Raw genomic sequence first — 20,805 nt, forward strand, 5'->3', positions numbered from 1 at the left:
CCATAGGGACAATGGGGTAAGCAAGCTGAACTCAGCACAAAAAAGCGGACGCAAGATCCGCTTTTTTGTATGGTATTGCTCTTCATTTTCCATTATGAGCTCAAATTCCACTCTGAATGAATTTTGGGCACGTCGGATATAAGCTGCTGTGTATACTTGTGCTGCGGGTTTAAAATGATATCCTCCGCATCGCCTCTTTCCACAATCTTTCCCTTTTCCATAATATAGATCGTATCGCTGACATAATAAGCAAGCCCGACATCATGGGTAATGAAAATAATCGTCATATTATTCTCGTCCCGCAGCTTGAGCAGCATATCCAAAATAGTGGATCTGGAGCAGGCATCCACCATGGAGGTCGGCTCATCCGCAATCAGCAGCTTGGGATGAAGCATGAAAATGCGGGCGATCATCAGACGCTGCATTTGTCCGCCGGACAGCTCAAACGGATACTTGTTATACAACTCCTCGAACTTCAAATTGACGAAGGAGCAGGCTTCCTTCATTTTTTGAAACTGCTCATCCGCAGACAGCTTCAGCCCTTTCAGCTTGATGCAGTCCTGCAGCAGCCTCTCTACTCTATAGAACAGGTTGAAGGACGAAAAAGGGTCCTGAAAAATCGCCTGAATATCCTTCCAATAACTCTTCCGGTCAGCATGCCGTGTGAGCTGTCTCGGTTTGCCCCGATATTCGATACTGCCCCCTGTTTCCTTCAGCAGGCCCATAATAATTTTCGCCAAGGTCGTTTTGCCGCTGCCGCTTTCGCCGACAATGGAAATGATCTCCCCCTCATGAAAGGTAAAGTCCACATCGTCCACAGCCGTCGTTTTTTGGTTACCGTATCCAAAGACTTTGGTAATATGCGATCCGCTGATCAATACGTCATTCCGGCTCATTGGCGTACCACTCCTTTAACGTACCTGGTTCGAAAATGCAGCGGTAGATTCGATCACCTTCCAGCCTGCTCTCAACCTTGCCTTGTCTGCATTCATCATGGACATACGGACAGCGGTCGGCAAACCTGCAGCCTGCGGGCACGTCTTTCAAATTCGGCGGTGTACCCGGAATGGCTGCCAGCTTATGCTCCTTCATTCCTTCCTCGGGGACGATGATGGAGCCCATCAGCTTCTTCGTATACGGATGAATCGGATCGAAGATCATTTGCTGAGCCGTCCCCCGCTCCACGATTTCCCCCGCATACATCACCATAATGTCATCCGTCACATGATAGAGCAGCGGCAGCTCGTGGGTGATGAACACCAGTGATTGAATAAAGCCTTTATCCAGCAGATCCTTCATTAATTTGATGACCGCCTTCTGGCTTGTCACATCCAGCGCGGAAGTCGGCTCATCCGCAATGAGCACCTTCGGGTTCAAAATGGTGGAGATCGCAATCACCGTGCGCTGCTTCATGCCTCCGGACAGTTCATTCGGATAGGAATTCAGCACCTTTGTTGACAGATTCAGCGTCTCGAACCGTTCGGCGGCCAGCTCCCATACCTGCTGTTTGCTCAGCTCGGGACGGTGTTCTTTCATGATATCTTCAATGAACCGGATGATGCGCAACGTCGGATTGAGCGCATTCATCGCCGCTTGCGGAATATAAGCAATCTCTCTGCCGGACACCTGCTTGCGCAGCTGCTCCTTGTTCAGCTTCATGATGTCCGTACCGTCGATCACGATGGAGCCGCCGCCGAAATGCAGGGGCGGAAAATAAAAGCCCATCAGGCTTAGCGCCAGCGTCGATTTGCCGCAGCCGGATTCCCCGGCAATGCCGAGCGTTTTGCCCGCCTCCAGCGTAAAGCTTACGCCATCCACCGCATAGACATGCTCTTTCAGTCGCGTCCGGTAATAGGTTTTCAAGTCCTTGACTTCCAGGATGTTCGTTGTCATGCGGGTCAGCTCCTTATTTTCGGGTTGAAAATTTCATCCATGCCGGTGTTCATCAAATAGAGGGAGAAGGTAATGAAAGCAATTGCGATCGCTGCCGGAATGAATGCCCACCATGCCCCCGCCACCGGCGCTTCAAATACCAGCGCCCAGTTCATAATGATACCGAGCGAAATCGTATTGTAGGGTCCGAGACCCAGCATGGAGATGGATGCCTCCGAAAGGATGCCTGAAGCCGTTTGCAGTACAAAGGCCATGACCACATACGAAGCGATATATGGAAGGATCTCGAAGATAATGATACGCGGCGTGCTGTGCCCGGATATTTTGGCGATATTGACGTGATCCCGGTTGCGCAACGATGTGGTCTGGGCGCGTACAGCCCTCGCCGTCCACGGCCAGCTTGTGATGCCGATGATGATCGCCGTGACAAGCGAGCTGCGTGAATCGATACTTACAGAGATCAGAATCAGAATAATGAACGAAGGAATAACGATAAAAATGTTGGTCAATGCGGTCAGCAGATTGTCGACCATGCCCCCGATATACCCGGAAGCCAGCCCGATGACCAGTCCGATGGCTGTAGCGAAAACACCGGCGATCAATCCGACCTGGATGGATGTCCGGATCCCATAGATTAACTCCAAAAACAGATCCCTGCCGAAATTGTCCGAGCCCAACAGCAGCTTGGAATCCGGCGGCTGGAAGGCCATCGCAATCATCTCCAGCGGATCATTCCGGTTGATGAGCGGATAGATGGTCACCACACCGATCATCACCAGGAACATGATGGCCCCGAACATGAACTTCGGCGATTTCACCAGTATGCGAAAGGATTGGTTCATGTCAGTGATCCTCCATCTGCGCAGACTTGATTCTCGGGTCGATGAAACCATAGATAATGTCGATGGTGAAGTTGGCCAGCAGCACGGATACCGCAATCAGCAGGGTGCAGCCGGAGATCAACGGATAATCGAGCTGCCGGATGGCCGTAAACAGCCAGGTGCCGATGCCGGGATAGCTGAATACGATTTCACAAATGAGCGAACCCCCCACCATCGTTCCGATCGACAGGGCAAGGCCTGTAATTTGCGGCAGCATGGCATTGCGAAAGACGTATTTGGCGATTTTGGAATCGCGGATTCCGAGCAGCTTGCTGTACAGAACATAGTCGGAATTCAGCTCGTAAATGGACATCTCTCTCATGCCGATGGCCTGCCCGCCGATCGTCACCAGCACAATGGACAGGAAAGGCAGGGTGTGATGCCGGATCACCGAGCCGATAAATTCCAGACTGAGCTGCGGGACCATCTGATAATCATAACCGCCGTGCAGCGGAAACCAGCCCAGCGTAAGCGCGAACACATAGAGCATAATGATCGCCAAGGTAAAAAACGGGATGGAATTCACGAACAGCGCCACAGGGAAAATCACCTTGTCAAAGACGCCTTTCTTGTAAGCGGCAACGGCCCCCAGAATGTTGCCCAGCAGCCAGCCGGTCAAAATGGCGGGCAGCTGCAGCCCGATCGTCCATGGTACGGCTGAAGCGAGAATGTCCGTTACCTGCTTTGGATACAATCCGAATGACGTGCCGAGATTGCCTGTGAACAAATTTTTGATATAGATCAAAAACTGGATATAGAGCGGCTGGTCAACGCCGAATTCAGCCATAAATGTCTCGTACACCCGCTTGATCGTATCGCTGTCGGTCATGCCCTGCGTCATCTCCGATACAATCATGCTGACCGGGTTGCCCTCAATCATTCTTGGCAGAAAAAAGTTCAGGCTGACGGCAATGATCAGTGTCAGCAGATACCACAGCGCTTTGCGGAAAATATATTTGCCATAAGCGTTCATTCGGTTCACCTCCGTGATGACGTATAAGACCAGTTAGCGGTGTTCCGGTTCATGAGGCCTTTCAGAAAGGCGGCCGCTTGCCGCTTCTGAAAGGCCTGCTCATCCGGTTAGTTGTGAATTTCGTACAATGCCCGCACTCCTGCTCCATCCATGGCAATCTGTGGCGGAATATTACTGCCGTCCCCTTCCGCCGGGAACCCTTTCCATACCGATTCATTGACCGTATGGAACACCCAAGGACGGTACATCAGCGGAATGGACGGAATATCCTTCAGCCAGATGGTTGTCAGCTCGGTGTAAAGCGTTTTCAATTCTGCTTCATCCGAAACGGTCGGAATTTTTTCAATAATCTCGTCTGCCCGTTCGTTTTTGTATCTGCCCCAATTCCAGAACGCCATTTCACCCATGGGAGCCACACCTTTCGAGTACATGATCGTCATCGCCCGGTTCCAGGGCTGGCTTGGGCTGACGCTGCCGGCAGGCGTGTTCATGATAATGTCGAATTTGCCTGTCTGCAGATCATTCGTCCACACGGGCGATTCAGGGAACTTGGTGCGGATTTCAATGCCCACCGCCTTGGCGTTCTGTGCGACGATCTCCAGAGCAGCGTTCCAGTCGGACCATCCGTAAGGGCACTCAATCTCATATGGACCAAGTCTGGTGCCGTTCAATACGCGTATGCCGTCATTCCCCTTCTTCGCTCCGATCTGATCCAGCAGCGCGTTGGCCCCTGCGACATCCGTCTGCCATTGCAGCGCTTTAATGGCCGCCTGATCCACATACTTGGCTTCGGCCTCCGTGTTCAGCGTCAAGGAAGGCTGCATCGGCTCCGAGTATCCGCTCATGGCCAGCTCCGCAATCTTCTTATAATCGATGCTCATCGCAATCGCTCTTCTTACGTCCGGATTGTCCAGCCCTTTCTTCGTCGTATTGAAGAAGATCGACGGCATGGAGCCTGGCACATAATATGGCGCGTCCTTCAAGTACGCTTTGACCGGGGCTCCGCCCTTCCACATGTTCTGCACCTGAGGGATAAACTGCTGGGATACGTCCACCTGGCCGCTTTTGAACGCAAGATCGCCCGCTGCGTTATCCTTGTAAATGACATGCGTGATGTACTTTGGAGCCGGCAGCTTGCCAAATAAAGATTTGCCCCAGTAGTTGTCATCGCGAACAACCGTAATTTTCTGGTCATTATAAAAATGCATTTTATACGGCCCCGTGCCGACCGGGTCGGCATTGACCTCCTGCCGTATGGCCGAGAGGTTGTTGCCTGTCTTCTTCTCGATTTCTTCCCAGATATGCTTCGGCAGCATCGGAATCAGCTCGATGCTGTCCAGCACCGTGAGCTTGTTCGGGTTTTTCGGGTTTAATTTGATTTCCACCGCGTTCGGCCCGGTGGCAGTGACGGAAGCAATATAGGTCCAGAATGAGCTCCAGTTAATATCGTATTTCTTGCCCAGCTCATACGTATAAACGACATCATCCGAAGTGAACGGCTTCCCGTCATTCCATTTGGCATCCTTGTTCAGCTCAATATGCAGGGTGGCGTCGTCTTTCCACTCATATTTCGTCCCGAGCAACGGCTCCAGTTCTCCGTTCAGTTGGTTAATCATGAACAGCGTTTCGTAAATAAGCTCCCTGGAGTTGCCGTAGTTTACCGGAAAAGCAGGATTTCCGCTCAGCAGATTGAAATTGGTGGGCGGGCCCCACTGGATTCCATTCACATATAACGTCTCATTGCGCGGAGTTTCCTGCACACCACCGGAACCCTCTCCACCGCTGCCAGGCTGGGCGGCTTCCGGCTTGTTCCCGGTATTGGATGCAGCCGGCGGCTGAACGCTCTCACAGCCTGTAATGGCAACTGTTAAAGCCACCAACACTGTGAACATCAGCCTGAAATTCATTTTACGCTTCATTAGATCCCCTCCATTTGTGACAATTCCAGCTGAAAGCCAGCCTGCTTAAATAAGAAAAGCACCACTGATTGCAAGCGCTTTCTTTATCGGCATTCTATGTGAGCTCAGCTATATTGATCACTAAAATAACCTGGAAAGGGGAAATTTTTTTAACAAATGATGCCCATACGTCTATTATTGGAACAGCTTGCGAATAAATCGGGTTGCATCACGGGATAATCAATCATATACATATCCACTGCAAATAAAGGAGTTAAGCCGTGAAGAGCGATCAAATTCAAATGCGGTTTTATGAAAATACAGAGGATGTATCCATGCAGCTTCCCGTTTCCTTTCATGAATGGGAGGAAAAAGCCCGCCAGCTGCTTGCTCCCGGGCCCTTCGGTTATGTATTTGGCGGTGCCGGAGCGGGGGATACCATGCTTGCCAATCATGAAGCATTTCGTTCTTATCGGATTCGTCCGCGCATTTGCACCGATATTACTACACGCGATATGTCAGTGGAGTTGTTTGGCAGAAAATTCGACGTTCCTTTCCTGCTTGCCCCCATCGGCGTGAACTCGATTCTCCATAAGGAAGGCGAGCTGATTCCGGCACGGGTGTGTGCCGAGCTGGGGGTCCCCTATGTTCTCAGTAATGTATCCAGCCAGCCCATGGAAAAGGTGGCGGAGGTCATGGGAAATGCCGAGCGCTGGTTCCAGCTGTATCCGCCCAAGGAGCCGCGGCTTATGGAGAGTTTTCTGGATCGTGCTGAAAAGGCTGGATTTACCGCCATTGTCGTGACGGTGGATTCCACGATGCTGGGGTGGCGGGAATACGACCTGCGGAACGCATATTTACCGTTCCTTGAGGGCCATGGCATGGGAAATTATTTTACAGATCCCGTGTTCCTCGACATGCTGGATAAACCGCCTTCCGACGATCTTCAGGCTGCCGTGTATAAAGCGCTTGAGGAAGGCAACAATACCGCATTTACATGGGACAAGTTTTCGGAGGTACGCAAGAGAACGAAGCTGAAGCTGCTGTTAAAAGGAGTCACACATCCGGAGGATGCCAAGCGTGCGATCAAGCTGGGGGCTGACGGCATCATCGTGTCGAACCATGGAGGACGTCAGCTGGATGGAGCTATCGGTACGCTTGAGGCTTTGCCGGATGTCGTGCATGCCGTACGCGGACAAGTTCCGGTGTTGCTGGATAGCGGCATCCGGCGCGGAGCAGATATTCTGAAAGCCATAGCACTGGGAGCATCGGCTGTGCTGGTGGGCCGGCCTTATGCGTATGCCCTGGCCGTCGCCGGCGATAAAGGCATAAAATCCGTAATCGAGAACCTGCTGGCGGAAACGGATATCCAGCTTGCAATCTCGGGCCGCTGCGCCATCCGCGATGTTGATGCCAGCCTGATTTTAAAGATGTAGCCATGGATTGAAGCGCAACTAGCTCTCCTTTCAGGCAGCAGGATTTACTTGCGGCTGTTTGCCTGAAAGGAGAGTTTCATTTTACCGCCGCCTTTGTACTTATTTTTTCCTGCTGGTAGCGGCGGATACAAGCTCCCCTGATTCTGATAGAACTTCTAACAAATCCAGAAGCATGGTGAGGGTTTGCTCTCCAACGTGCTTGATAAGCCTTATTTGTTTCTCGCTTGCACTTGCTATATCCCCAACGGTATAATAACCGTTCCTGCGCAAAATGCTGATTAATCGATTGATCATCATTTCATTGCCGATACCCCTGTCGGATAATTCCATTAGACAGCCAATGTCTCTGGCAAGGACTCTTGTGCTGAGAGATAATTTATCTTTCAGTACATCAGAATGGAGTTTATTTATTCGAAGCGGGTGATCATAATCGTTGACTATCATCGTCAGTTTTTCCTCCTGGTTTTTGGATAATCCCGGGACGCATGGATTTCCCGTTAAAGGAATTCCAGAACTTGTAAGGTATTTGTATGTTATTTCGTCATATTTCTGCTTTTTCTTTATGGTTCTTATGGTACATTTGTTTACAATTGGAAGATGCACAAAAAACCGCGGCTTCGCGGTTTTTCACTTGGAAATATGGGGATTAACGCAACATGCTTTTCTCGGATAACCTTGTCGCTTTTACCAAATAGGACGTGAGCCCTGGAAGCAAGCGGGTTATGACAGGATAGAACCGGTTCATTTTGGCAAAGGCCAAGCGCTGAATTGTATTTGCTCTGCCGAGCAGCTGTGAAAATTCGCGATTGGCTTCTTTGGTATACTGATCCTGCCAATCCCTGCAGCTTAATTGTCCCTTTAAATATTGATCCGTCCAGCAGGAACACAGCAATGAAGACCTTAATGCAATCGACATTCCGTCTCCGCTTAGTGGGGGAATCACGAGCATAGCGTCGCCAATATGCGGAAATTGAGACCACGGTTCAGGGACGTCAGACAAACGGACGGGCGCAATCGAGACTTGCGTTCCCGGAACGGGAACTCCTGGTGCAAGCCTTGCGGCCAGTTTGGCATTGGTCATGGCCGCGGTCTGCAGAATATCCACTACAGACCTGCCTCCCCCTTTTACTCTATCCAGGGCCAGCAGTGCGGCAACATTCGCAGTGCCGTTCTCCACCGGGGAGATTCCGACATAACCCCCATCGCAAAAATAAAGCTCAACCTGTGAGGACAGAGTTATCCCGCTGAAATGTGATTTAACGCCAACGTATACGGTCCCGCCCCGGAGCTTGTCAGAGGTTGTCATGCCTCGCAGCTTTTTGGTGCCGTATGCGCCGATCACTGCTTTCGCATGATAGACTGCCTGTTTATTTCCCAGCTTCGTTTCGACTTCATATCCATGACCTTTCTGCTGGCGGATCGCGGTCACGGTTGCTTTGGTCATGATTTCAGCTCCTGCCGCCATTGCTTTCTCATGCAGGAGACTGTCCAGCTTATAGCGGCTGATCCCATAAGCCTGTCCCGGCAGCGGGGCTTCAATCTCACCGCCGTGAGGCATGATGATGACAGCCTTATCCATAACATTAGGGCGAACCTCTTGTTCAAACAGTCGGACTCCCAGAAGTTCCAGCATCTCTCTCGTCTCAGGAGACATAAACTCGCCGCAGGTTTTATGCCTTGGGAACTCCTGCCGATCAAGCAGAAGCGTCCGGTGCCCTTGCCTGGCAAGCAGCAGTGCACAGCTGCTGCCTGCGATTCCCGCCCCAATGACAATAGCATCAACCTGCTTCTTCATGTAAAAACACCTGCCTAATCCTGATATATTTACAGCGTTGCCCTTGGCTGCTCTACCTGAGCCGGAATGACAACCGAATAGCGGAATAAAGGCTTCCACTCATAAGTCATCGTCTCAACGCTCAGCTGCCGCTGTAATTCCTCCCAATCCCTGACCGTGAATCCCTTGGCCACCGACAACGGTCCGTCATGCCGGATATATCGGTTGCGGGAAATGATACGGGTCGTCATCCACACTGCCGTATAGGCTATGGGGTGCCGATGAATATCGTTTATAACGACACCGTATTTGGACGCCCGCAGCATACGGGATACGATATCCACGAGCTGCTGTCCGTCAAAATGGTGAATGAACTGGCACCCTGTCACGATGTCCGCTGAGCGCTCCGGCAGTTCCCGGACATCTGCACGCTGCACCTTAACCCGCGGCTCATTCCGGAATAAACGTCTTGCCTCCTGGCACGCTTCCTCAGTCATGTCGACAAGCGTGATTTCAAGCTGTATCCCCTTCCGGTCCGCCCATCCCAGCAGCTTGCGGTTGACGTCGCCCGAGCCTGCGCCTGCATCCAGAATGCGCAGGGAAGCGGGAGTGCCGGCCGCTTTCCACAGCCGCTCCACTCCCGCCAGCGTCGGTCCTGGCGCCGCAAATATTTTGTTCAGCCGCCTAAGATGCTGCAAAGCTTCGCTCAGTTCTTCTCCTCCGTTGAAGAAGTCATCCATCAGCTCATCTTCCCGCGCCCGCTCCGACAAGGATCTAAAGAAGGGCATGATGCCGCTCCCCGGCCGTTAGCGAATATGACGGCACATAAGTAAAACGCATAAGCTCTGCTGTCAATCCCGGCCCGAACGCCATGGCCACTCCCGCAGCGGATGTCCGGCCGCGGTCTTTCATATCTGTACACATCGCGTTCAGTACAAACATTATGGTGGCGGAGGAGAGATTGCCGGCTGTTCTTAATATCTCCCTGCTGTACTGGGTTTGTTCCTCGTCCAGATCCATGACATCCTGTACGGCGTCGACAATCCCCCGCCCTCCCGGATGGATGGCCCACAGCTCGGGAAGCTTGTCCCCCTGCAGCAGCACCTGCAGCTCTTCCTGCAGGTGGGCTGCGAGCAGCTTCGGAATACGGGGCGACAAATAAAGGTCAAAACCTGTATTGCCGACCTCCCATATCATATCCTCCGTTGAATCCGGGAGCAGCACGGAATAGCCCGGGCCCAATTTCAGATAATGCTTCTGGTTCGGCCCCGGATGACCGATCACGCAGGAGGAAGCCCCATCCCCGAAAAATGAGGCTGCAAACAGCGCCTCCCGCTCCCTGACCGGCTGCAAATGCAGAGTGCACAGCTCCACGCAAATGACCAGCACCTTGGCCTCCGGAGCCCCTTGAACGACATCCCGTGCCATCTGAATCGCCTTTAATCCCGCGGCGCATCCCTGAAAAATAAGCGGCTGCCTGTTCACACGCGGAGATAATGCCAGACTGCGGATCAGCATTACGTCCAGACCGGGCTGATATTGGCCTGTACAGCTGACGGTAATGAGATGCGTGATGTCTTTCGGCGCAATGCCGGCAGCATGAAGGGCCTCCCTGGCTGCCTTTTTTCCCAAAGCAAGCGCCTCCTGTTTGTATGTATTCATTCGTTCCGCAGTAGTAGGAATATCCGATGCTTCGCCGGATAGATAACGGCATTCTTCAAAAGATGCCAGAAAGTTGGGTTCACAGGTGTAGCGTGTCTCCACACCGCAGGATTTGAATATTCTTCTTGCAAAACGTGCCAGATCCGGACGTTCGCGCAGGGACTCGGCGATGACCTCCGCAATCTGGGACTGGGCCAGGGAATGATCCGGCAGTGCCTTTCCCATTCCCAGGATCGCAATATCGGAGTTGCTGACCGTTGGACTCATACCCCAACCTCCTGTATACATTCGGAATCAGTAATGATTACCCCTAACAGGGGAACTGGAATCCTGAATGCTGAACTTGACTGAGGTTAGGATAACCCGGATATGGAAGCTGTATCCAAAGCCAAAGTGCTGCAGTGTTTAAAAAACTTGGATATGTAAAACAAGTGTTATATTTCACATGAAAATAAGGAAATTGCGTCTGTGGTATGCCCACGCTCACATCATGGGGAGCACACCCAGACGCAATAACCGTCAGGCTTTGAAGACCTTAATAAAGAAGCTTTTCTCCTTTTAGATCAGGAAGGATCTAGTGATAATTACCAGGAGAATGAACAGAACCAAGATAGCGCCTGTAGAAGTCCAAAGTCCTCCACCGTAAGCTCCTCCAACTGCACTCATCTTTTTTCCTCCTTTGTCTAATGGTATGTTTCAGTGTATGTTTGAAGTTATTTTTAGGTAGGGCGTTTCGGCAAAAAAACTGCTTTAGGGCGATGGTCATCATGTTTCGGGAATGTCCATAAACAGTGATCCGCCCGGTCTGAACGAGCCGGACGGATCGATTAAGGGAGCATTACGAGCTGCGCTTTAAATAGCGTGTGCTTTTTTTCAGAGGAGCCTTTCTTATCACATAAACGGTCTTTTTCCGAACAACCGGCACCTTCCGAACAGCATATTGCAGCGTTTTTCTTCTCGACAACGGCTGACGATGAACCCGCCGTCTTACTTTTCTTAAGGAACGATATCTGACGCGAGTTTCCCTTTTCTTCCGCAGTCTCGGTCTTAACCGTACCCTTAACGATCTGCGGCGCTTCCGCTTGACAGGAGCCACAGGAATTTGCGGCTGGAACGTGACCGGCACTACAGGAAGAGGATCTGTGCTCTCAGGTGCAGGATTTTCAGGATGTCGAGCCTCCGTGTGTGGGGCTTCCACATGCTGGGTTTCCAAATGCTGTATTTCCGGAGCTGGCGGTTCAGGTGTGTTAACCGGAGGCTGCGAAGCTACCGCATCTTCTTGCGGTTCGACCGTGGGCGCGGGCGCTGGTGTAAATGCTCCGGCCCAAGGCGTCATGGCAAGGAATGAATTATAGAGCGGTGCGGCAGGTGATTGCTCATCCCACCACTTGTTGTCTTCTCCGGCGAAATGCACGATTTTGTTTTCCGGATCAAGACCTTGGTGAGCGAAGGTATTAAAGCGCTGATCCAATTGCAAATAGTTGGAGGCATACAAGGAGTTCAATACGTCCTGGTCAGGCATCGTCGTCATTGGATAATTGCGCAGGAAATTGAGCATTTCCTCATACCATCCCGGTTTATTGCGGATATTATCCAGATGGAACAGGATGACGCCAGAGTTAAAATATACTGCTCCGTTTAGCCCCATGGACACAAAATATTCATCCAGGTTTTGCCCCTGATCCAGTATCGCGCCCAGATAATGTCCCCCAAGGTCAGTGCTCCACAACTCGTTGATATCCAGATTGACCCAAATGTCGCAGTCCAAATAAATGACTTTTTCGGCCGGAATAATGTTTGGCAGCAATAAACGGTACATACTGGCCACGGTCCAGTGGTCAATCTTATGAACCTGGGCCGAAGCCTGGATCATATCCTCCGGAACAGACACAAAATAGAAATAGATGTTGTGATTAAATCCCTCGGTGAGCTGAGTAAGTTTTAATTTGTTTTCTTCTGTTAAGGTCTCATCATACAAAATGTGTACATTGACCGTTTGCTGGGTATTGGAAAAAATGGATGCAAGGACAACACCAGCATGCTGCGCATATTTACCGCTCCGGTCATTGAGCGTTAAAACCAGTTCAACCATTCTCAAGGATCACCTACCCCTTAAAGTATCATTCGGCATAGTTGCCTGTTGTATTGACTACTTTAAGTGTATGATTGCCCTTGGGACCGGATTGGACTAATTCCCTAGTGGGTCTCGATTTATTTTAAATCCTTCTGCGACGGGGGGTTGATTCTGGTTACCGATGCGCGGTCACCGAGAATGTGACGAGCTGGCAAATCCTGAATTTCTTGTTCGACAAGCTGAACATTTGAGCCAAAGACACTTCCTTCTGCGTGGATATTAAACAAGTGGACCTGATCCGTCAAAATGCTATTGCTAAGAATACATTCTTCGACGACGCTGTTCGGGCCAATGTATACATGAGGGCCAATGACACTATTTGCTACACGGGCGGTCGGATCCACCTGAACCGGGGGGATCCATTTTACGGAGGAACTCAAGCCGGTCGGTATTTCGAAGTTCATGGGATCATGGTCCATTTTGTAACGATTGGCCTCAAGCCACCGCTCATGCGTTCCGATATCAAAAAATGGTGCTGTCGTGATGCTGTATGCGACATGCCCGCCTTCTGAAATTAACATTTGAATGGCATCCGTGATTTCGTATTCTCCACGCGCAGAAGGAGCAAGACTCTCAATGGCAGGCCAGATGGCAGCAGTAAAAGCATACACCCCGACAATGGCCAAGTCGGACTTAGGCTGCTTGGGCTTCTCCTCCAGCATGACGATTTTCTCATTTTCAATGACGGCAACCCCGAATTGCCGGGGGTCTTTGACCTGCTGCAGCAAAATCGAAGCAACTGCGCCGGCTCCATCCAGAGATTGAATGAGCGGTTCGATTTCTCCCTCATATAAATTATCGCCAAGCATCAACAAAAATGGGGAATCCGCCATAAAAGTCTGCGCGCTTTTGACAGCATCCGCCAGCCCCCTTGCTTCGTCCTGCAGCAGATAAGTTAATGAAGCGTTCCAGCGTGCTCCATCTCCAATCGTTTCCCGGATCTCTTTTTGCGATGGGCTGACTACGATGCCAATGTCCGTAATTCCGGCCGCCACAAGCTTTTTAATAATGGAGACAAGTATATATTCCCCGTTAACAGGAAGCATGCACTTCGGTTTGGTATATGTCGAAGGCTGAAGTCTTGTCCCTTTTCCGGCACACAAGATTAATCCTTTCATACGTAGCATCCCCCTATTCTTAAAATCTTCCTTTCTAGTTACATATTATGCAAAAAGATATGAAAACGGTTGGGTATATACTAAGCAGCAAAGACCCTATTAATCTATGATTTAGGTATTCCCTTTCCTCCATTAAATAAAACGTATCAAAAAAAGGTCAGCCAGATCATTCTGGCTAACCATTTAAGTGCGCTCGCCTGAGCCTCAAGACTGATGCTGGTACTGGCTGTACCATTTCGGGACCAGCAGCCCGAAGCCTTCGTGATCCTCCATGACCTTGTGAATCTTGGCCATCATGAGCTCCAGCTCCTCCGGCTTCACTTTCAGAATCCAGACGACCGATGAGATCAGCGTCATGGCGAGATACAGTGAATACAGCCGCCAGAATTGCCGGTCGGGTTCTCTGCCTTCATGATAGCCGTACAGTTGTCCAACAGAAAATGGAACACTGGCTTCAGCGCTAAACATCCCAACCTTCACAAACTCATGGACAGGGTCTCCCCAGTCATATCTGTTGAAATCGATGACGCCCGAGAACTTGCCATCCTTAACGAGAAGATTGCCAACATGGAAATCGTCATGCTGGAACAGGTTTGGTCTATCCTGCATGATGTGCAGATTTTCATCAATAAAGGAAAGCAGCCTTTCCTCATCCCTGATCGATATTCCACACTTGTTATACTCTGTCCGGTAACGGTGATGCTTGGCAGCCATCCTTTCATGCCAGGGTGCCAGTTTGTCAGGGCAGCGAATTTGATGGATTTTTCGCAGTTCGAGACCAGCCTCCATACCTATATGGAATTGTTGTTCCGGAGCGAGAAGCGGCAGTTCCTCTGATGCGTCGTTCCCTTCAACGAACGAGACGATCATATAGCCGATGCCATGATCAGGCAGAGCACCTATCTCCACGGGCCTGGAGCATCTTACCCCCTGTTCCTCCATCCATGTAAGGCTTCTGAATTCCAGGTGCTTGTTATTTTCCCGCTCGATGCCGAAGGTTCTTAATATGTAGCGAGGGCAGCCGCTGCCGTCATACACCACATATTTATCGTCGCTGGAGTACCCTTTATGGATTTTTTCAAGCCTTGAGCTGCTCTGAAGAGCTGGAATCCGTCTACGCAGCTGTTCCGAAAGGTTCAGATTGCTCATGCTATCCCTCCCCTCAATTATGCGACCGGGATTTTTCAACCCCGGTTTCCCTCAATTCGGCTTCCCGGCCCGGAAATCCTTTTAGTGATGCCTATTGCTGCTGTCGCTATTTTGGATTTCTTCCATTCGGTTGGATGTCAACTGGCCAAAAATGTGCTGACAAAAAAACTGCCAGCTCTCACTGACAGTTTCAACTCTCCCTTAACTTTATTCCGGCAGTTACATTATATTATTAATACAAAACTTGTCCTGTTTCCGGAGTAAAAGCTTTTAACTCGCTCCACCGTCCATCGCGCACATTACAAAAATTTGGTTTCCCCCGCCACGATCTGCACCGGCTCCCCATCTGCCGAGAACCACAGCGTAAAGGCGGTAGGACAGCTGATCGTCGATATTTTTAGCTCTTGCCGATAACAGACGTGCTTTAAACCTCTACCAGTCTGCAGGGTTTGAAGTTTCGGCCGAATCTCATTACTACACAGCTCCCGTTGTTAACTTAACTTAAGTTAAGTGTAAGAAAATACCTTTTTTGATGTGAAAGAGCGAGTATTCGGTGTTCCTTATTTCCACCAATACCCGCTCTTTTTCCTTCTTCTTGACCTTATTCCAAAATAGAAATCACTGAGATTTGCTTTCTGTACCCAAGTCAGACCGTGCTCAGGATTTCGATTCCCTTCACGATCTGCTCATCCGAAGGAGTCGAGAAGTTGATGCGGAACGAATTGCATGGCTCATTTTCCTGTACGAGGAAGGCTGTTCCCGGAACCACGGCCACTCCCTTTGCCGCCGCTTTTTTACAGTACTCCAGCATCGGTACCGATTCAGGCAAGCTGCACCACAGGAACAGTCCGCCATCCGGATTGGTATAGGTAATACTGTCACCCATTAATTTTTCCAGGTGCTCCGTCATCAGCGAGCATTTTCTCCGGTAAATCTCCCGGATGCTTTCGATATGGCCTTGGTAATCGTATTCCGTCATAAATTTGTGGGCCAGAATCTGGGGCAGCATGGCGGTATGCACATCCTCTCCCTGCTTGGCCACGACCATTTTCTGCATGACCTCCGAAGGAGCCAGGACAAATCCGACACGCAAGCCGGGAGAAAGAACCTTGGAGAAGGAACCAACGTAAATAACCAGACCTTCGTCATCCATTGACTTGATGGTTGGCACATCAGTACCTTTGAACCTCAGCTCGCCGTATGGATTATCCTCCAGAATCATGACCCCGTATTTCTTGGCAAGCGTATAGATCGCCTTCCGCTTTTCCAGGCTTGTCGTAATGCCGGTCGGATTTTGAAAGCTTGGAATGAGGTAAATGAGCTTTACATTTTTCTCCGTTTTAAGCGCTTGCTCCAGCAGTTCGATATGTATGCCGTCGCTCTCCATAGGCACGCCAACAAGCCTTGCTCCCGAAGCCCGGAAAGAGTTCAGCGAACCGATAAAGCTGGGGCTTTCACAAATGATCGCGTCGCCTTCGTTGCACAGCACCTTACAGGCCAGTTCAATGCCCTGCTGTGCACCGGAAACGATGAAAAGCTCATCCTGCGGCTGTCCCATATCAAAGCGTTCTTGCAACTGTTCCTTCAGCGTTTCACGCAGCGGACCATACCCTTCCGTGACTCCATACTGCAGAGCTGCCACGGGGTTTTGTGTGAGAATCTCTTGCGTAAAGGAGCTGATCACTTCTACCGGAAACGTTTCTGCCGCCGGGTTGCCTGCGGAAAAAGGAATGACATTCTGACCCGAGCTCGCTTTCAGAATTTCGCGAATAATCGAGGGTTGCAGCGATGCAATGCGGTTTGAAAATAAATAGTCCATTTTCTTTTCTACCTCCTGGAATAAATAAGAGCTCTCGGGCGTCTAGAATTGATTATAAGAAAAACCTCTATCGATGTACATTCCAAGTAGACAGACCGCGTTTAGCGGAAGTTTTTCTTGCGATATCAGGAAGCTCAAGCTTCGGCGTTGTGTTCTTCTGATATCTAAACAAAAAAAGCCCGCCAAAACGGACTTTTTCCTGTAACGAATACATGAGTGCTATTGAATCATTTGCTTAATAAGCTCACGGTTGCGCTCTTTAAACATCTCATTATGTGACGATACCATCGCGCTTTTATGCGCTTCCGGATCGATAAACCGCTTCGCGCTGTTTACTGCGTTGGCAGCGTCCTGAAAGGCTCCGGCAATCAGATGCAGCTTCCCGTCATAATGGAGAATATCTCCAGCAGCATACAGCCCCGGTATGGAAGACTGGCAGTTTGCCGTTCCATCAATATAGTAGTCATCCACCAGATTGATATTCAGCGAGCTGTTCTCCAGCAGCGAAATATCCCGTTCATATCCATGGTTAATAATAACCTCATCCACAGACAGCAGCTGGACCTCGCCGGTTTCGGTGTTGGTCAGTTCCACACGTTCGATGATCTCATGATTATCGGCAGCAATCAGCTTGGTAATCTGTGTATGGAAAAAGCAGGTTGCCGAGCTGTTCAGCAGCTGATCCACCTGAGCTTCATGCCCGCTCAGTGCCTCTTTGCGGTAAGCCAGGTACACTTTTTTCGCGACAGGCTGCAGCTCGTTGGCCCAATCCACAGCCGAATTGCCTCCCCCGGATACAATGACCGTTTTGCCCTTGAAATATTGCAGCGATTTGACCGTGTAATTCAGATTGGACACTTCGAAGCGCTCTGCCCCCTCAATCTGCAGCTTTTGGGGGTTCAGGATTCCTCCTCCGACAGCCACAATGACCGTCCTGGACAGATGCACACCCGAGGTCGCAGTGTGCAACTCGAACAGCCCCTCATTATTGCGGGCAATGGATTCTACCTTCTCATTCAGCAGCACTTCCGGATTAAACGTTAATCCCTGCTGTACCAGCTGCTCGATCAGCTTCGCCCCGGGTACAGGTGTCAGGCCACCGACGTCCCAGATCATTTTCTCCGGATACACATGCAGCTTACCGCCCAGCTTGGGCTGGTATTCAATAATCTTGGTCTTCATGCCCCGCAATCCGCTGTAGAACGCGGAATATAAGCCTGCAGGCCCACCGCCTATTATAGTTACATCGAATATATCATTTCTGCTCATAGTTCTCCTCACCAGCTCCAGGTATTATAAAAAATCTATGTAAATGATTATCATTATCAATACATAATAGTATACGTTGTCTTTGCTCATTTTACAATCTAAACTGCGTTTCAAAACAAAACTTTCAGCCATTGCTGACAATTTACTCTTGATATAAACACAAAAGCCATGCTGACCATTTGTCAGCACAGCTTTTGGGACTTGAACGCAAAGGCTTATGAGTGTCCCATCGGAGGTCGGCCAGGCATCGGCTCCAATGGGGGTAGCTCTCCATATGTAGGCTGTGCACCATGCGGAGTAGCGGCCCAGAAAACGGCATTGGCGATCACCCGCAGCACCTGCGGATGATAGTAGGTCGGATATGTCTCATGACCTGGACGGAAATAAAATACCTTCCCTCGACCACGCTGATACGCGCATCCGCTGCGGAACAGCTCCCCTCCCTGGAACCAGCTGACAAAGACGAGTTGATCCGGTGCCGGAATGTCGAAGAATTCTCCGTACATTTCTTCCTCTTCTATTTCGATATATTCGCCGATTCCGTGAGCTATCGGATGAGCTGGATCCACGACCCACAGCCGCTCCCTTTCGCCGTCCTCCCGCCATTTCAAGTCGCAGGTGGTCCCCATAAGCCGCTGAAAAATTTTCGAGCGGTGTCCGGCATGCAGTACGATTAGCCCCATTCCTTGCAGTACCCTCATCTGTATGCGGGTTACAATCTCATCGGAAACCTGGTCATGAGCCAGATGCCCCCACCAGATCAGGACATCGGTTTGATTGAGCACTTCGTTGCTGAGCCCATGCTCAGGCTGCTCTAACGTAGCGGCACGTAATGTAAAGCCGTAGGGAGCGATCCCGGCGGCAAGAGCATCATGAATACCTCTTGGATAATAACGTGCTACCAGAGGGTTTATCTTTTCATGAACGTATTCGTTCCATATGGTGACACGGATTGGAACTATTCGAGGGGGCGCTCCTTGTGATGCATGCATATTCACTGATGTTATTCTCCTTTCCTGCTCACGAGGGACAATTGTGGCTGCTATTAAGATGGTATTAAGCAGGGCTAGGAATCATACGTATAAAATGGCGAATACTCTCACTAGAAGGAGTTGCAGTGGTTGTGAAGATCTATGTAGCAGGCGAAGGAGATACATTGTATCGTCTGGCGAGTCATTACCGAATCAGCATCGATCAGTTGATGTCCGCCAATCCGTATATTGACCGTCCCGATTGTACGATCACCGGCATGCAGGTTCGGATTCCGTCTCCCCGTGCCTTTTCACCCCCTCCGGCGATTGCTCCCTTCTGCCCGATTGCACCGGAAGAGTCGTTAATTCGCAACTGGATTCCTCTAACTACCGCAGCGGAAATGGCCGCGACCGAGTACGATGTACTAATTGTCGGTTCCGGGATGGGGGGCAGCTCCGCTTTATGGCGTTTATGCGAGCAATGGGGCAGGAATGGCAAGCGAATCGGGATGGTAGAGCGGGGACCGCAGTTTCTGCCAACCCATATTATGAACGTGCCAACGATGGACGGACTCAATTTCCGATTATTCCGCCCTGCGCAAGTTACGGATTGGATTGGCAACCGTCTTCCGCAATTTAACGGACTAAGGCTGATCAACGCATTAGGTGGCAGAGGCACTTTATGGGGGGGCATCACGCCACGGGTTCCTGATTTTGATATTGCACAGAACTGGCCCATCTCCCCTTCGGATATGATTATGTATTACAACATTGCCGAAGAGCTTCTGAGTGTCACACGGGAGTATACGAGAAATTCTTTGATTACACAGGTGCTCCTGGAACGGCTGCGGCGAAACGGTTTTCCTCATGCGGATGATCTCCCTATGGCGGCTGATCTGAGTCCAACCCTGCTGGGCAAGGTCAATTCCAATGTTTTTTCCAGCAGCATGACTATGATTGCGAAAGCTTTGAACTACCGTCCCTTTGATCTTGCGGTCGAAGCCTACTGTGCCGAAGTCCTGACTGAAGGAGGAAGAGCGGCCGGCATTCGAGTCGTCACACCGGACAGAAAGTCACATGTAATTAAAGCGAAAACGGTTATCCTGTCCGCCAGCGCGATTCAGACACCGCGCATCTTACTTAATTCCGGCATACCGGGAAGCGCTATCGGCAAATATCTGGTCAACCATTCCTATTTGGTTGCAACAGGTACTCTGAATACGACCAGCTTCCCTGATCCGCTCGGATCGCTCGGCATTTTGATTCCCGGGATCGAGGATCGTCCTTACCAGCTTCAAATACAAGGGCCTGAGCAATATTTTGACTATCATTACCTGACAAGGCCGGATAAACATGTTTGGACCATCAGTGATTTCTATATATCCGGTGTCGTGGAGCCGAGGGTTGAAAACCGCGTCTTCATTGATCCAAGCCGGCGGGATGCTTACGGAATGCCGGAGCCGCAGGTCAGCTTCTCTTACAGCGCCAAGGATGAAGCTATTATTGAGCAGATGTATGACGCCGCCATTCAATCCTGCAACGCGATGCAGCTGCAGCTGAACACTACGGATGGCGTGCCTTCCATCTGCATGATGACGCCGGGAGCCGATAACCACGAAGCCGGCACCTGCCGAATGGGTGATGACCCGAACACCTCTGCCACGAACCGGTTCGGACAAATCCATAGCACACCGGGTCTCTACGTGGCAGACGCCAGTGTGCTTCCTTCCATGTGGGCTAATAATCCGACACTTTCGATCGCTGCCTTGGCTATCCGCACCGCGGATCATATCGTGAAGAATCAGCCGTAACTTTCTATACGACATAA

At 50.5% G+C, this 20,805-nt stretch carries 18 protein-coding genes; 2 read left to right on the forward strand and 16 right to left on the reverse strand.

Annotated elements, in window-relative coordinates; genetic code table 11:
- Positions 1-92 precede the first annotated feature (92 nt).
- The 5 genes from ACE5KN_RS10575 to ACE5KN_RS10595 form a co-directional block, all read right to left on the reverse strand.
- Positions 93-896: an ABC transporter ATP-binding protein gene (locus tag ACE5KN_RS10575; RefSeq protein ID WP_375526365.1), complete on the reverse strand. Its 804-nt coding sequence runs from the start codon at positions 894-896 to the stop codon at positions 93-95.
- Positions 883-1,893, reverse strand: a complete 1,011-nt coding sequence (locus ACE5KN_RS10580) for an ABC transporter ATP-binding protein (protein WP_375526366.1) — start codon at positions 1,891-1,893, stop codon at positions 883-885. The genes ACE5KN_RS10575 and ACE5KN_RS10580 overlap by 14 nt, the downstream gene beginning before the upstream one ends.
- A gap of 5 nt (positions 1,894-1,898) precedes the next feature.
- Complete coding sequence (locus tag ACE5KN_RS10585) at positions 1,899-2,735, reverse strand: ABC transporter permease (protein ID WP_375526367.1); 837 nt, start codon at positions 2,733-2,735, stop codon at positions 1,899-1,901.
- A gap of 1 nt (position 2,736) precedes the next feature.
- Positions 2,737-3,747, reverse strand: a complete 1,011-nt coding sequence (locus tag ACE5KN_RS10590) for an ABC transporter permease (protein WP_375526368.1) — start codon at positions 3,745-3,747, stop codon at positions 2,737-2,739.
- Between the two features lie 107 nt (positions 3,748-3,854).
- Complete coding sequence (locus ACE5KN_RS10595; protein WP_375526369.1) at positions 3,855-5,666, reverse strand: ABC transporter substrate-binding protein; 1,812 nt, start codon at positions 5,664-5,666, stop codon at positions 3,855-3,857.
- A gap of 260 nt (positions 5,667-5,926) precedes the next feature.
- On the opposite strand from ACE5KN_RS10595, the gene ACE5KN_RS10600 reads away from it, so the two are divergent.
- Positions 5,927-7,081: an alpha-hydroxy-acid oxidizing protein gene (locus tag ACE5KN_RS10600; protein ID WP_375526370.1), complete on the forward strand. Its 1,155-nt coding sequence runs from the start codon at positions 5,927-5,929 to the stop codon at positions 7,079-7,081.
- A gap of 99 nt (positions 7,082-7,180) precedes the next feature.
- Here ACE5KN_RS10600 and ACE5KN_RS10605 read toward each other — a convergent pair whose 3' ends face one another.
- The 11 genes from ACE5KN_RS10605 to ACE5KN_RS10655 all read right to left on the reverse strand — a co-directional run bounded on the left by ACE5KN_RS10605 (position 7,181) and on the right by ACE5KN_RS10655 (position 18,998).
- Positions 7,181-7,684, reverse strand: a complete 504-nt coding sequence (locus tag ACE5KN_RS10605) for a hypothetical protein (protein ID WP_375526371.1) — start codon at positions 7,682-7,684, stop codon at positions 7,181-7,183.
- 43 nt (positions 7,685-7,727) lie between these two features.
- Positions 7,728-8,876: an NAD(P)/FAD-dependent oxidoreductase gene (locus ACE5KN_RS10610; protein WP_375526372.1), complete on the reverse strand. Its 1,149-nt coding sequence runs from the start codon at positions 8,874-8,876 to the stop codon at positions 7,728-7,730.
- 29 nt (positions 8,877-8,905) lie between these two features.
- Positions 8,906-9,643 (reverse strand): methyltransferase domain-containing protein, encoded by a 738-nt coding sequence (locus ACE5KN_RS10615; RefSeq protein WP_375526373.1) that lies wholly within the window; start codon positions 9,641-9,643, stop codon positions 8,906-8,908.
- A complete protein-coding gene (locus ACE5KN_RS10620) occupies positions 9,630-10,784 on the reverse strand; it encodes a type III polyketide synthase (RefSeq protein WP_375526374.1) in 1,155 nt (384 codons plus the stop codon). The genes ACE5KN_RS10615 and ACE5KN_RS10620 overlap by 14 nt, the downstream gene beginning before the upstream one ends.
- A gap of 291 nt (positions 10,785-11,075) precedes the next feature.
- Positions 11,076-11,183, reverse strand: coding sequence for a sporulation protein YjcZ (locus tag ACE5KN_RS10625; protein ID WP_375526375.1), 108 nt, complete (start codon positions 11,181-11,183; stop codon positions 11,076-11,078).
- A gap of 172 nt (positions 11,184-11,355) precedes the next feature.
- Positions 11,356-12,609 (reverse strand): glycosyltransferase family 8 protein, encoded by a 1,254-nt coding sequence (locus ACE5KN_RS10630; RefSeq protein ID WP_375526463.1) that lies wholly within the window; start codon positions 12,607-12,609, stop codon positions 11,356-11,358.
- A 119-nt stretch (positions 12,610-12,728) separates the two neighbouring features.
- On the reverse strand, positions 12,729-13,769 hold the full coding sequence (locus tag ACE5KN_RS10635) for a sugar phosphate nucleotidyltransferase (RefSeq protein WP_375526376.1): 1,041 nt from the start codon (positions 13,767-13,769) through the stop codon (positions 12,729-12,731).
- A gap of 204 nt (positions 13,770-13,973) precedes the next feature.
- Positions 13,974-14,918, reverse strand: coding sequence for an aminoglycoside phosphotransferase family protein (locus ACE5KN_RS10640; RefSeq protein ID WP_375526377.1), 945 nt, complete (start codon positions 14,916-14,918; stop codon positions 13,974-13,976).
- Positions 14,919-15,564: 646 nt separating this feature from the next.
- Positions 15,565-16,737: an aminotransferase-like domain-containing protein gene (locus ACE5KN_RS10645; protein ID WP_375526378.1), complete on the reverse strand. Its 1,173-nt coding sequence runs from the start codon at positions 16,735-16,737 to the stop codon at positions 15,565-15,567.
- A gap of 219 nt (positions 16,738-16,956) precedes the next feature.
- Positions 16,957-18,006, reverse strand: a complete 1,050-nt coding sequence (locus ACE5KN_RS10650) for an NAD(P)/FAD-dependent oxidoreductase (protein WP_375526379.1) — start codon at positions 18,004-18,006, stop codon at positions 16,957-16,959.
- 215 nt (positions 18,007-18,221) lie between these two features.
- Positions 18,222-18,998 (reverse strand): ThuA domain-containing protein, encoded by a 777-nt coding sequence (locus ACE5KN_RS10655; RefSeq protein ID WP_375526464.1) that lies wholly within the window; start codon positions 18,996-18,998, stop codon positions 18,222-18,224.
- A 131-nt stretch (positions 18,999-19,129) separates the two neighbouring features.
- Between ACE5KN_RS10655 and ACE5KN_RS10660 the strand changes: the two genes are divergently transcribed.
- The gene (locus ACE5KN_RS10660) at positions 19,130-20,788 is read left to right on the forward strand and encodes a GMC oxidoreductase (RefSeq protein ID WP_375526380.1); all 1,659 of its coding nucleotides are present in this window, start codon (positions 19,130-19,132) and stop codon (positions 20,786-20,788) included.
- Positions 20,789-20,805 lie beyond the last annotated feature (17 nt).

This window comes from Paenibacillus terreus, from assembly GCF_042138595.1.
Taxonomy (GTDB): Bacteria; Bacillota; Bacilli; order Paenibacillales; family Paenibacillaceae; genus Paenibacillus; species Paenibacillus terreus.

Excerpts from the sequence above, each read along its gene's own strand:
- ACE5KN_RS10645 (WP_375526378.1), bottom strand. The coding sequence starts at position 16,737 with ATGGACTATTTATTTTCAAACCGCATTGCATCGCTGCAACCCTCGATT.
- ACE5KN_RS10585 (WP_375526367.1), bottom strand. The coding sequence starts at position 2,735 with ATGAACCAATCCTTTCGCATACTGGTGAAATCGCCGAAGTTCATGTTC.
- ACE5KN_RS10615 (WP_375526373.1), bottom strand. The coding sequence starts at position 9,643 with ATGCCCTTCTTTAGATCCTTGTCGGAGCGGGCGCGGGAAGATGAGCTG.
- ACE5KN_RS10650 (WP_375526379.1), bottom strand. The coding sequence starts at position 18,006 with ATGAGCAGAAATGATATATTCGATGTAACTATAATAGGCGGTGGGCCT.
- ACE5KN_RS10625 (WP_375526375.1), bottom strand. The coding sequence starts at position 11,183 with ATGAGTGCAGTTGGAGGAGCTTACGGTGGAGGACTTTGGACTTCTACA.
- ACE5KN_RS10590 (WP_375526368.1), bottom strand. The coding sequence starts at position 3,747 with ATGAACGCTTATGGCAAATATATTTTCCGCAAAGCGCTGTGGTATCTG.
- ACE5KN_RS10630 (WP_375526463.1), bottom strand. The coding sequence starts at position 12,609 with ATGGTTGAACTGGTTTTAACGCTCAATGACCGGAGCGGTAAATATGCG.
- ACE5KN_RS10655 (WP_375526464.1), bottom strand. The coding sequence starts at position 18,998 with ATGCATGCATCACAAGGAGCGCCCCCTCGAATAGTTCCAATCCGTGTC.
- ACE5KN_RS10595 (WP_375526369.1), bottom strand. The coding sequence starts at position 5,666 with ATGAAGCGTAAAATGAATTTCAGGCTGATGTTCACAGTGTTGGTGGCT.
- ACE5KN_RS10635 (WP_375526376.1), bottom strand. The coding sequence starts at position 13,769 with ATGAAAGGATTAATCTTGTGTGCCGGAAAAGGGACAAGACTTCAGCCT.
- ACE5KN_RS10610 (WP_375526372.1), bottom strand. The coding sequence starts at position 8,876 with ATGAAGAAGCAGGTTGATGCTATTGTCATTGGGGCGGGAATCGCAGGC.
- ACE5KN_RS10580 (WP_375526366.1), bottom strand. The coding sequence starts at position 1,893 with ATGACAACGAACATCCTGGAAGTCAAGGACTTGAAAACCTATTACCGG.
- ACE5KN_RS10640 (WP_375526377.1), bottom strand. The coding sequence starts at position 14,918 with ATGAGCAATCTGAACCTTTCGGAACAGCTGCGTAGACGGATTCCAGCT.
- ACE5KN_RS10620 (WP_375526374.1), bottom strand. The coding sequence starts at position 10,784 with ATGAGTCCAACGGTCAGCAACTCCGATATTGCGATCCTGGGAATGGGA.
- ACE5KN_RS10575 (WP_375526365.1), bottom strand. The coding sequence starts at position 896 with ATGAGCCGGAATGACGTATTGATCAGCGGATCGCATATTACCAAAGTC.